The organism is Rossellomorea vietnamensis (assembly GCF_008180415.1).
Lineage (GTDB): Bacteria > Bacillota > Bacilli > Bacillales > Bacillaceae_B > Rossellomorea > Rossellomorea vietnamensis_C.
Genome location: NZ_VTEI01000013.1, coordinates 92,657 through 104,920, shown reverse-complemented (window position 1 = coordinate 104,920; position 12,264 = coordinate 92,657). Strand labels below are relative to the sequence as shown.

Genomic DNA, 12,264 nt, shown 5'->3' with positions numbered 1-12,264 from the left:
TTTTTGTCCAACTTAAAAAGCATGTGCACACTTATCATTAATAAGCGTGCACATGCTTGGATGGTCTTGCTGCCGGGATTACTTAGGCAGCACTGTTTTAGTTAAGTTACATATCGCCTCGATAGTCATTCCCTCTAAACCTATTATCATTTAAATTTTCGATGTTCTTGCGATCTCTTCTTTCTTTTTCGGAACCGATTCCATCCGTGTCTGTTATTCCTTCCTGACCAGTCACGAAGGGATCATCGTTAGAAGTTCTGTTAAGTGGTTCATTATTACTTTTTTGGTTCAGTCTCTCTTCTCCCTGAATGCGGGAAGAACCCTCTTTATCTAAGTGTACTTCTTCTTTTTTCACAGTATCATGGATATGCTCGGTTTCTTCTGTAGTACGTTTACCGATGACAACCTCATCCGTTACAACAGGCTTTTTCTTGACCTCTACTTTTTCTTCCACAACCGGTATCCTTATTTCCTCTTCATCTCCAAGGTCCGCAGCTGTCCTTGTTTCACCATCCGCTAAATGTCTTTTCTCCACATATACTTCCTCATGCCTTACTGGTACATCCACACTTCTTTCTTCTTCGACTACATCTTTTCCGATGGTAATTTCACCAGTTTTGACTTCCTCTTTATCTACACTTAGGCGCTCTTCACGAAGTTCCATGGATTCTTCTTGATCGGCGGTATTAGTCGTTGAAGAGGTAAACTGATTACTTTCAGTTCCAGGGTTTCCTGGGACTGTCCTGAATTCATCCAAACCAGTCGCAGAATTTGCTTCAACTGCAATAAGTATTTTTCCGTCATTTAAGTCCGATTCGTATCGTCTTGTATCTGTTTCCGAGAGATCATATTGGGAAAGGCGGTTATTGGAAGAAGTCTCTTCATCCATTGTAAAAGCTTCTTTGACTTTATCCCACATAGACTGGTCGTGCTGTGCCGATTCACTCTGTTCTACCTGAAGTCCTGTCTTATTTTCTAAAGAACCGAGACGATCTCTATTAGAAACAACCAGGATTTCTTCCGGAGAATAGCCTTTTCTTGACAGCTGGTCCACTACTGCTGCTGCTTCATTAGTCGAATCATATGCTCCAATAATATGTTTTTCCATCATAATAACCTCCTTCAATTTTTTGATCTTACATATAAGGAATTACCCGTTAGGTTTTGGTAAAAACCCATTGTATTGCTGTAACTTTAACCATTTGTGCTATAAATTACATGTTTAAATTCCTTTGTGTTACTTCTTCGACTCTTTAAAGCATTAAACGGGACAGTCTCTCTTCGCGCTTTAAAGCACTAAAGCGTTTGAAACAAATAAAAAACCCGTTGCGGGCAGCGGGTTTTTACTATATTAAAAATCTCCTCGATAATCATTTGCTTTGTATCGTTCTTTCTGATCTAGATTTTCTGTATTTTTTTCATCACGGTGTTCTTTTTCAGTCTGGTCTGCAGGGCTGTCATCCAGACCCTCTTGTCCAGTAGAATTCCTCTGGGAGGATTCTAGTTTTCCTCCAAGTGTGTTGCCGACATTTCCGCCAATGGTATCTTCTGTTGTATCCACATTTCCTGAACGGAGGTCTTCAGGTTCTGCACCATGGTTGCCAATACTTTTGCCTGCTGTAGGCGAACTGCGGAAGTTCTCTGCCGAAGTATGGTTCCTAGTATGATTTACGTTCCTTACATCATCGTCTTTCAAGTCTTTCTCTTCTCTGGAAACAGGTTCGATAGTTGATCCGGAATCAACCACTTCACCGCCATTGCTCAAAGCATATTTATCTTTGGCGGAAACGGCCACAAGGATTTTTCCATCGTGGAGTTTACTCCGGTAGGTTCCCACTTGATTAAGTGGAATATTATATTGAGAAAGATCGCGATTTTCATTATCATCTTGTTCACTTACTCTGAAGGAATCTTTTATTTTTTCCCACATACTGCGGGACTCTTCATGATTTCCAGACGGGTGTTCTACATGAAGTCCGGCTGTATGATCCAGTGATTGAATGTCTCTTCTATTTGAAATGACGAGGATGTCATCCTCAGTGTATCCGTCTTTTGTCAGACTATTAATTACATCCATTACTTCTTCAGTGGAATCATATGCACCAACTATACTTTTTTCCATCATTTCTTCCTCCTTGAAAGCTGGATGCTGCCTCAGCTTTAATTTTGTCTACACAAGAGATTTACCCTCATAAAAAAAAGGCTAAACCAATCTACATTTCCCAGATTCCTCCACATTCTGAACAGTTTAAAGTTTTGATTGTTCAGAGTAAGGGTAAAGGAACGGAAAAACATTTTATGAAAAAGAGGAGATACTATGACGACTGCAATTCAACACCGCTTGCTGACAAAGGAAGATATGCTAAATCCTGAAAAAGTGCCTCAATGGCTGATTGAAGAGTATAAAACCTTCAGGGATACTGTCACAGACAAAACATTTCCATGCTATTTCGGAATGGCAGGCGAAAAAAAAGGGGAATTGAGGTATTCTTACATAACTCATGAGGACTGGTCCACACTGCCTCAAACACTGGAGCAGTTCAATTCTTTATTCAATAGTCCGAAGCTTATACGACACGGCCTGTTTTTATTCGTGGAACCTGAAAAAGAGGAAAAGGATATTCCTTATTACCGCGAATATTTCTGGAATATTCTTCAATTCCTGCACCACAATGACGAAAAGCCATGGCCTGAAGATTATCCGCAAGACCCTGACCACCACCTTTGGGCTTTCTCTTTTGCGGAGGAACCTTACTTTGTTTTTGGTAATACACCTGCCTATAAACAGAGAAAAACACGTGACCTCGGTAATTCCCTCGTTCTGGGCTTTCAGCCAAGAAGGATATTCGAAGGGCTTGAAGGAACATCTAAAGGGGGAGTCATGTCACGCGAGAAAGTCAGGGAGAGGGTCGAAAAATGGGATAACCTTCCGAAGCATCCCAACATCAGCCACTACGGAGATCCTGAACATCGTGAATGGAAGCAGTATTTTATCGGAGATGACGTAGAACCCATTAAAGGAAAATGCCCGTTTCATCATAAATGATTAAATAACTATATACAGCCTGGGGGAAATAAAAGTTTGTTTATCCTTTTATTCTCTCCAGGCTTTTCTATTCCCGGTTCCTGCTGATTACAAAAGACTGAAGCAGAAAAGAGCATATTTGAAAACTATTTCTTCCAAAAAAAGCAGCCTGATTACTGCTTTTTTTGGGGATCCCCGACAGTACTATCCATACTATCTTTTTAGATGGCTGTTTTCGCATATATTGTTGCTTTCGGATATCCCCGGATACTAAGAGTTTTATCTCTTATTGTGGGAGAGCAGCTCTTTTCTTTTCGGTGTTACCAGTTCCCCCCCTCTTAATAGAGTTATTTTTTCGGAATTAGTATCAAACAGCAGCAAAATTTACGAAAAGAGCCTTTTAGATAGCCATTCGAAACAGCCACTCCATGTATATTCTCTCACTTAAAAGCCAAATTAAGTGAAAGGAGGCTGAATGATGAAGCTGTCGCGAATTTTGATATTACTCTTAATGGCATTTTCCTGGACAATGCTTCCGTTTGCAGGATGGCGCTCCATTAAAAGATTTTTTCCAGCAGCCATGTTTATGAGTTTATTGCTTGTAATCGAAGATTTCATTGCAGAAAAGCTGAAATGGTGGGTAATATACCCCAACCTTTCAAGAAACCTTAGGGGAATGGTTCCCTTTGCAATAGGCCCTTTTTTCACCGGAAGTATCTTTATTCTTAAACTTACATACGGAAGATTTTCCAGGTTTTTTCTTCTTAACCTGGCTGTAGATACCTTTTTTGTTTATCCTTTTTACAGCTGGTTCAAGAAGCTTGGCGTTTGGAGACTTGTGCGAATGAAACAGTGGCAGCTGTTAACGCTTTTTCTGACAAAATCAGTTTTGATGTACGGATTTCACCATATCTTTATTAGCAAAAAAAAATCAATAAGATAAAAAGAACGTCAAGAAAGTTCCCGCGGAATCTTCCTTGACGTTCTTTTTGTCAATCTTCTTCGCTCAGTTCCGCTGATGAATAAAAGACTCTCACTGCTTTCCTCCGGTTTTTATCCCTTTCAGGAATACATCGATCATCCTCTGAAAACTCTCATTTATGCTCAAATCCATTTCAAATCCGCCTTTGTTCTCTAAAGATGCAAAGCCATGAAAAACGCTTCTTAATCCCCGGACAGCATGCAGGGCATCCTGCTCCGAAATCTCCAGGTAATGGAGTGTTCCTAGTGCCAATTCTACTATGCGGTTCCCTGCTGCTTGTACATCCGTATTTCCTGGTTCTGGAGCAAGCAGGGCCGCTTCATATAACCCAGGATGGCTCCTTGAGAAAGCCAGATAGGAATCCCCTAATGCATGGACAGCCTTATCTCCTTCCTTACCTCCTAAGGCCTCCTTCATTTCGTCATGAAGCTGATTTAATCCATAGATCGCCATAACCGTTTTAAGTTCATTCAAGCCTTGTATATGATTGTATAAAGAAGGGGGTTGGATCTTCAGCTTTTTCGCCAGATTGGCAATTGTCACAGATCCTATTCCATCACTATCTGCCATATTTGCTGCTGTCTCCATTATTTTATCTTTAGTCAGTCCCATTCTTGGTGACATCAAATCCCGTCCTTCCTTACTTGTTCATTCTCAATTTTTTACTTGCAGACATTACTGCCTTGTTAATTTCCTCCGCTGGGTTTTCAAGCATTTTACCATGTCCTGCAGCCAGCAGGGAAGGATTATGGCTTTTGATTTATTCAGCGCTGGCCAGCGCCGTTCCTTGCACCAGGTCGCCATGGCAGGGAATGGGAAAGAGAGCACCATGTGCCCGGAAACCGCTGTGCGCCCTCTAGTTTGAAAGGCATCCTCCACAATTACCTGCTGATCCCAGCTATCCAAAAAGGAAATGAATCCTGGCGTATGCTCCGGGGTTTCAAGAGCAATAAAAGAACCGATTCGATCTCCTTCTTTCATTAAAATATCCGCTTTTATGTTCAATTTTTTTGGGAGGCCGCCTTTAATAGGAGTTTGTGATTCATCTGGTTCCAGGCTCCTGTCCCCCCTCATCATCCGTTCTTCCCGCTTCGGATCCATAACTCTATATTCGGATTGATCGCCTTCATTTTTATGAGTGCCCCAATATGAAAGTCCAATCTAGCGGGCTGTCATCACAATGGAATTGGCACAATGCGGCAGAGCTGAATCAATAAATGTTAAACTGTACTCTTCTTCGACCATGTAGCAGTTCACTGGAAAAAATCGGCCATAAATGTTTTATATTAACTAATGCCATTAGTTATTGCACTTCTTTTCATCAAGTTCTAAGCCCAATCTTTTTTCAGCAGCGCAAACTGAAGATGACTTTCCCATGCACCCTTGATCAAAATATTATCCCTCCTGAAGCCCTCCTTCTGAAAGCCTGCCTTCTCGAGCACCCTGATTGAAGGATAGTTCCTCGGCATAACCTCAGCGGATAATCTATTGAGCTCCAAGGTGATGAAGGCGAAAGGCAGAATGAGTCTCAGGCTTTCTGTACCCAGCCCTCTCCCATTGAAGTTTTTATCAAGACAATACCCGATCACTCCTGATTGAAAGGGACCCCGTTTTACTTCATAAAGATTGATAATTCCTATAAGGTTGTGTTTTCTCTTTGTAAAAATTCCAAATGTAAAAAACTGACCCTGCCCCATCCCTGTTTGGAAGTAGCGGATGTTCTGGAGCTGGCCTTCAAATGTATAGTAACCCTCCTGCCAATCGGGTTCCGTTTCGCCCCAAAAGGATTTATTCCGTGTAATGAGTTTATACAAGATCTCTGCATCACTCTCTTCAAATGTCCTCAAATAGATTCTTTCACCTGTCAATACCATGATGAGCACACTCCTCATTGTGTTTTGAATAAATCACTGAGCTCCTGTGAATAGCCGGGGCAGTTTTTTTCCCAGGCGGAAGTGAGGGGTTTTCGAGCTATTGAACTACCAAGAACACCCTAAGTTGCTACAGAAACTTGTTCGACAAATTCCGGGTCGTGACTGCCACTGAGAGACGGGTTTGTGATATAGTATTTCGAGTAACTAAATATTCGTAAGGTTAGCTGGAGGTGTATCTATGAAAAAACCATCTGAAACAGAAAACGAAAGTTATTTCAAAACGGTTATTATTTTAAGCCTGGCGATTTGGCTGGTCGTCATGAATACAACTATGTTCAATGTAGCGCTGCCGAATATTTTACGTGATTTTTCCATAACAGCTTCAGAAGGTGCATGGGTTGTTTCCGGCTATTCTATTGTTCTGGCAATCTGTACCATTACATATACAAGACTCTCTGACTATCTGCCAATCCGCCGGCTGATTGCCATAGGGATTTTGCTGTTTGGCTTATCATCCATTCTGGGATTCTTTGCAGAGAGCTACAGTTTACTGCTATTGGCCCGTATGATGCAGGCTGCTGGTGCTGCAGCCATTCCAGGTTTATCCATGGTATTTGCGAGCAGATTCATCCCTATTTCCAAGAGGGGACGGGCCATGGCGATGATTGCCTCTGCCTCGTCCCTCGGTTTTGGTCTGGGTCCGGTTGTCGGCGGTATGATCACTGAGCACCTCTCATGGAACTACCTGTTTGTCGTAACGCTTTTAGTGACCCTGCTGGTTCCGGTCCTGCTTCGTATTTTACCTAAAGAAGAAGTACAGAAAGGCAAGTTTGACGTTATGGGAGCTGTATTGACGGGCTTTTCCGTCACAGCCTTCCTGTTGTTCCTATCTACCTTTAATTGGTTGTTTTTCGCTGCTGGGATACTAATGTTGTCCTTGCTCTGGCTGCGGATCAATAAGGTTGAGCTGCCATTCATACAGCCCGACCTTGTTAAAGACAAGAGATACCGCCTGCTCCTATATATCAGCTTCCTGGGATTCTTGACTCACTTTGCGATACTCCTGCTCATGCCTTTAATGCTGGGAGTCATTTTTTCGAAAAATCCTTCTGCAATCGGCTTCATCATCTTTCCGGGAGCTATGTTTTCTGCGGTGGCCGCCATTTATGTCGGCAGGCTTATTGACCGTTATGGTAATTACACCGTACTATTGGGCGCACATGGACTGCTTTTGATTTCAACCGTCATCTTCTTTTTCCTTTCTCCAGTGAGTGAATATTGGATAATGGCCGGCTACATGTTCACCAGTTTTGGGTTTTCGAGTCTTTCTTCCAGTTCGACGAATGAAACCTCCAGGATCCTCTCTAAAGAATATGTAGGTTCCGGCATCGGAATGAAGCAATTAACTCATTTTGTCGGAAGTGCTTCCGGTTCCGTGGCAGGTGCCATCCTGCTGGAGTGGAATGGAGATATTTTTACCACAGGAGATTTCCAGAGGGCATATCTTGTCTTGATTGCCGCAATGGCCGTTTCCCTGCTCTTGCTGTTAGTTTATAAAAGACAGGTATAATGAGGGTGAAGGGTTCCGTTTTGAGGTGCTTTTCGAATAAATCAGATTGAAACTGACTTATGAATTGGCATAGGTCAGTTTCTTATTATATCAAGATGGATTAGGCCTCTATCGAGGGAAAATGGCAAGTCAAATGGCAACACTTTCATTCTGGACAACAGCTATTCCCCTCAAAAAAAGGGGTCAAAAATTGTCAATTTCGTGGCCGTTTTCTCAGTCAATGATTACATCAAAAATGTTAAATCAGTAGTCCTTCCTGTGGTAAAATAAGGATAGGTAAATATTGCGAACATTCCATTAACAGTTTAATGGAACATTCCAAAACTAAATCATTGGGGTTTTCCGTCTAATTATTAGCATTAGTTATTATTTAGGAAGGGATGAATTGTACAAAAATTAGCTTAGCGTACTAAAGTAAGGGGTGATTTTTTGGAAGAAAAGACCAACGGAAAAGCAGTTTCATCAATTTTGCTTGGTGCATTATCAACTGTTACACCCTATATTGGCATATTTCTTGGTGTAGTTGGGTTGGTGGGTTCTTTCATCGCACTAAGGGAAATTAAGAACAGCAGGCTAGACGAGGGAGTACATCAAAAAGGTGAAAGTATAGCAGTAATCGCAATTATGCTTTGTATCATTGGAATATTATAAATTTTTATTCTATATTTCACTTTAAACAAATGGGTGCTTTAATTGAAGATCGTTATACCGTCCCCAATTAATATTACAAGGAAAGGACTCGTCAATCGACGAGTCTTTTAAGTTTTTATAGTTGCCAATTTGGGTGGCGATATGAGTGCCATTAGGGCTTGTTTTTTGGTTCGAGCACTTCAAAATGGAACCCTTTATAATGAGGGTAAGGAGTTTTTTTAAAGGCGCGGCGTGTAAGACCACTTGGGTTATTTTCCGGGAGAAGTGGTTTTGAAGCGGAATCTTGAGACCACTTCATACTCGGTTTCTCTCCCAACTGGTCTTTACACGTATCCTTAAGACCGGTTCGTTCTCGGTTTCTTTACTAACTGGTCTTTAAAAGAACCTTTAAGACCACTTCACTTTGGGCTTCTTCTTCAACTGGTCTTAACACGAATTCTTTATAAATCTAACCAAAGCATTCAAACTGGAATCCCACACAACATTCCATGTTCCATCCAACCACAAAAAAACAGGATACCCAGCAAATACGCTGGACATCCTGTTTTCTATTTCAGCTGATTTCCCTCAGCTGGCTGTTGTACAGTTCATAATAGAAACCTTTTTGCTGCAGCAGTTCATCATGGGATCCTCTTTCTGTGATTCTTCCGCTTTGCAGCACGAGTATCTGGTCAGCCGATTGAATGGTGTTAAGACGGTGGGCAATCACGATGCTCGTTCTGCCTTCCATCAATCGCTGAAGCGCCTCTTGGATTTTCACCTCAGTAACGGTATCGATACTGCTCGTCGCTTCGTCGAGAATCAGCAGAGATGGGTCTGATAGAATGGCCCTTGCAATCGAAAGCAGCTGTTTCTGACCCTGGCTTATCCCGCCTCCATCATGGGAGAGGATCGTATCATATTGTTCGGGCAGTTTCATGATAAAGGAATGGGCATTCGCTTCCCGGGCAGCTCTTTCCACTTCAGAGTCACTGGCATCCAATCTGCCGTATCGGATATTCTCTCTGATGGTGCCTTGGAAAAGAAAGGAATCCTGCAGCACAAACCCCATATTTTTCCGCAGGCTCTCCCTTTTGATATCAAGAAGATTCTTTCCGTCTATGGTGATGGTGCCATCGTCATGATCATAGAACCTGGAAAGAATGTTGGTGATGGTCGTTTTTCCAGCACCGGTCGGTCCTACGAGCGCAATCGTCTGGCCTGGTTCGGCTTTAAAAGAAATATCTTCAACTGTTTTTGTTTTCTTATCATAAGAGAAGGTGACATGGGAAAACTCGATTTCACCAGAGATTCCCTCAACAGAAACCGCGGCGCCTTCATCCTTCTCTTCTTTTTCCTCATCAAGAATCTCAAAAACCCTCTCTGCACCAGCGACGGCTGATAACAGGGTGTTGAACTGGTTCGCCAAGTCGTTCAATGGCCTTGTGAACTGGCGGGCATATTCTGTAAAGATGACAATGACCCCGATTGTGATGACACCTTGGACGGCAAGGATGCCCCCCACCCCCGCAATGACGGCAAAGCTGAGGTTATTCAGCATGTTCATCAATTTAGGAATGAAGCCCGAATAGGTCGACGCCCAGTAAGCAGAAGTTTTTAACCTGTCACTTTTCACAAGAAAATCATCCATAACCTTTTCTTCTTGAGAAAACGTCTTGACGATCCGCTGTCCGGAAACCGTTTCTTCTATGTAGCCATTGAGATCTCCAAGATTTTTCTGCGTCTCTTTGAAAAGCTTTCCGGTCCTGTTCGTAATCCATTTAAGTCCGAGGAACATGGCCGGGATGATGAGCATGGTGATAAGGGTCAGAAGCGGGCTCAGCCAAAGCATGACCCCGACAGTACCAACCAGCGTAAGGATACTGGAAAAAATCTGGATCACTGAGCTGTTGAGTGTCGAGCTCACATTTTCCATGTCATTTGTGACTCTGCTCATCAGCTCTCCATGCTGCCTGCGGTCAAAGAATGGGATCGGCAGCTTGTGCAATTGTTCAAAAAGCTCCGTTCTCATTCGAAACACTGTGTTTTGGGCAATCCCGATCATCCAATAGGCCTGCAGCCACATCGCAGTAGAATAGACGATATAGACGACGATCAAGCCAAGGATGAGCTGCATCAGCCCGCTTGCATCACGCGTAACGATAAAATCATCAATTGCCATACCAACCAGGAATGGTCCGAGCAGCCCCAAAGCGGAACTAATCACGACCATCAGGATGACAAGGCCCAATAACCCTTTTTCTTTGGAGAGATAACGCCAAATCCGTCCAACTGTACTTTTCCAGTTTTTAATTTTTGGTTTGTTTTTCGGTTCCTTACTGTAGTGCCTTGGCATGCTCGAGGTTCTCCTCTCCGAATTGAGATTGAAAAATTTTGCCGTAAAGCTGGGACTCATTTAGTAATTTTTCATGACTTCCTTCGGCAATGACCTTTCCTTCTTCAATCAGAAAAATTTTATCCGACTGGATAGCCGTACTAATCTTCTGGGTCACAATTAGAATGGTGCAGGAATAACCGCCGATTGCCTGGATCAGCTTGGACTCTGTCTTTAAGTCCAGCGCACTCGTACTATCGTCAAGAATCAGGATTTTCGGTTTCCTCACCAGGGCACGCGCTATCGAAAGCCGCTGCTTCTGCCCGCCTGAAAGGTTGACTCCTTTTTGTCCGAGGACAGTATCATATCCGCCGGGAAACCCTTCGATTAAATCATGGATCTGCGCTGACCTGGCCGCTTCCACGATTTCCTCCATGGACGCATCTTCCTTGCCCCACGCAATATTTTCTTTTATGCTTCCTGAAAACAGAAGTGCTTCCTGTGGAACAAATCCGATACTCTTCCTCAGGTTCTCCAGTTTGTATTTTTCTACCGGCACATTGTCAATCAAAACTTTGCCGCCTGTGGCTTCATACAGTCTTGGAATCAGCTGGAACAAGGAAGTTTTTCCCGATCCAGTCGCACCAAGAATTGAAATGATCTCACCCTGTTCCACTTTCAGATTGATTTCATCAAGCACATCAGTGTTGGTGCCCGGGTAATGGAAGGATACATCTTTAAACTCAATTTTCCCTTTTTGAACAGCGAGCTTGGGATCACTGTCTTCCGAATCAACCAGATCTATGTCAGTTTCGAGCACTTCCTCAATCCTGCCCGCAGAGGCCCTTGCTCTTGAAAAGCTCATGATAATGAAGGCAAAAACAGAAAAAGCTCCGGTGATTCTTGTAGCATAGTTGACAATCGCCACGACATCACCGACTGCGGCATCGCCATTTGCCACTTCTATATTTCCCATCCAGAGAATGAAAAGGATACTCCCATTCATAACAATGAACAGCACAGGCATAATCGTTTCCATAAGTCTCAAGGCGCTCACAGTTTTTTTCATCAACGTCTTATTTGCCTGGATGAATCGGTTGTTTTCATGATTTCCCCTAAGAAGGGCCTTGATGATCCTCATGCCTCTTAGATTTTCCTGAATGACATCGTTTACGGAGTCAAGCTTCTGCTGAACAAACCTGAACATCGTCCACCCGCTGTTCAGAACCCATAAGAGGAAGACCAGAATAAACGGTATGACAAGCAGCAGGATGAGCCCAAGCTTCACATCGACAACCAGCGCCATGATGGTTCCCCCAAGGACGAGAAGCGGTGCTCTCATCATGATCCTCAGCGCTGTAAAAATAGAATTTTGCAGCTGCGTAACATCATTGGTCAACCTGGTGATCAATGATGAAGACGGAAACTTGCTGAAGTTTGCGAAGGAGAAGTTCTGGATCTTCTCATACACACTTTTCCTGATATCATAGCCTGCCCCCTGGCTCACATGAGAGGCAAAAAAAGAATTCGTCACCCCTGCAGCAAACGCAGTCAGCGCCAAAGCAGACATAATGCCGCCCCAGTACCAGACAGCATCCATATCCTTTGGCAGGATACCTTCATCGATAATCTTCGCCATAAACAATGGCAGCATCAGCTCCACTGACAATTCAATCAGCATCAATGCCCAGGCAATCCCCATCGCCAGGCGGTAATCCTTCAAAAAAGAAAACATTTTCTTCATCTGTGTTCCCCCATAATCCTGGATGCACTCTATTATTTCGGAATCCGTATTTTATCCTATTTATTATAAAGGCTTTTCTCTATTTTTAAAAATAGTTTGAATTT

The 12,264-nt window shown here is 42.9% G+C and carries 10 protein-coding genes and 1 pseudogene; 3 read left to right on the top strand and 8 right to left on the bottom strand.

Translation table 11 applies throughout. From position 1 onward, the window contains the following. Positions 1-106 precede the first annotated feature (106 nt). A complete protein-coding gene (locus tag FZC78_RS18710; RefSeq protein WP_148941597.1) occupies positions 107-1,111 on the bottom strand; it encodes a YsnF/AvaK domain-containing protein in 1,005 nt (334 codons plus the stop codon). Positions 1,112-1,351: 240 nt separating this feature from the next. After that, entirely contained in the window at positions 1,352-2,125 is a 774-nt protein-coding gene (locus FZC78_RS18705) for a general stress protein (protein ID WP_148941596.1), read from the bottom strand. Positions 2,126-2,317: 192 nt separating this feature from the next. Between FZC78_RS18705 and FZC78_RS18700 the strand changes: the two genes are divergently transcribed. Next, positions 2,318-3,046: a YqcI/YcgG family protein gene (locus tag FZC78_RS18700; protein ID WP_148941595.1), complete on the top strand. Its 729-nt coding sequence runs from the start codon at positions 2,318-2,320 to the stop codon at positions 3,044-3,046. A 435-nt stretch (positions 3,047-3,481) separates the two neighbouring features. On the opposite strand, the gene FZC78_RS23840 is transcribed toward FZC78_RS18700, so the two are convergent. The 4 genes and pseudogenes from FZC78_RS23840 to FZC78_RS18680 form a co-directional block, all read right to left on the bottom strand. Further along, the gene (locus FZC78_RS23840) at positions 3,482-3,733 is read right to left on the bottom strand and encodes a hypothetical protein (protein WP_187445005.1); all 252 of its coding nucleotides are present in this window, start codon (positions 3,731-3,733) and stop codon (positions 3,482-3,484) included. A gap of 325 nt (positions 3,734-4,058) precedes the next feature. After that, positions 4,059-4,631, bottom strand: a complete 573-nt coding sequence (locus FZC78_RS18690; RefSeq protein ID WP_187445004.1) for a TetR/AcrR family transcriptional regulator — start codon at positions 4,629-4,631, stop codon at positions 4,059-4,061. Positions 4,632-4,647: 16 nt separating this feature from the next. Next, positions 4,648-5,285, bottom strand: a pseudogene (locus FZC78_RS24905) (MBL fold metallo-hydrolase). Positions 5,286-5,335: 50 nt separating this feature from the next. After that, on the bottom strand, positions 5,336-5,881 hold the full coding sequence (locus tag FZC78_RS18680) for a GNAT family N-acetyltransferase (RefSeq protein ID WP_187445003.1): 546 nt from the start codon (positions 5,879-5,881) through the stop codon (positions 5,336-5,338). 238 nt (positions 5,882-6,119) lie between these two features. Between FZC78_RS18680 and FZC78_RS18675 the strand changes: the two genes are divergently transcribed. Beyond that, the gene (locus FZC78_RS18675) at positions 6,120-7,451 is read left to right on the top strand and encodes an MFS transporter (RefSeq protein WP_148941593.1); all 1,332 of its coding nucleotides are present in this window, start codon (positions 6,120-6,122) and stop codon (positions 7,449-7,451) included. A 429-nt stretch (positions 7,452-7,880) separates the two neighbouring features. Continuing rightward, complete coding sequence (locus FZC78_RS18670) at positions 7,881-8,102, top strand: hypothetical protein (protein ID WP_148941592.1); 222 nt, start codon at positions 7,881-7,883, stop codon at positions 8,100-8,102. Between the two features lie 553 nt (positions 8,103-8,655). Here FZC78_RS18670 and FZC78_RS18665 read toward each other — a convergent pair. Beyond that, positions 8,656-10,437 (bottom strand): ABC transporter ATP-binding protein, encoded by a 1,782-nt coding sequence (locus tag FZC78_RS18665; protein ID WP_148941591.1) that lies wholly within the window; start codon positions 10,435-10,437, stop codon positions 8,656-8,658. After that, positions 10,418-12,160: an ABC transporter ATP-binding protein gene (locus FZC78_RS18660; RefSeq protein WP_148941590.1), complete on the bottom strand. Its 1,743-nt coding sequence runs from the start codon at positions 12,158-12,160 to the stop codon at positions 10,418-10,420. The genes FZC78_RS18665 and FZC78_RS18660 overlap by 20 nt, the downstream gene beginning before the upstream one ends. Positions 12,161-12,264: the final 104 nt, after the last annotated feature.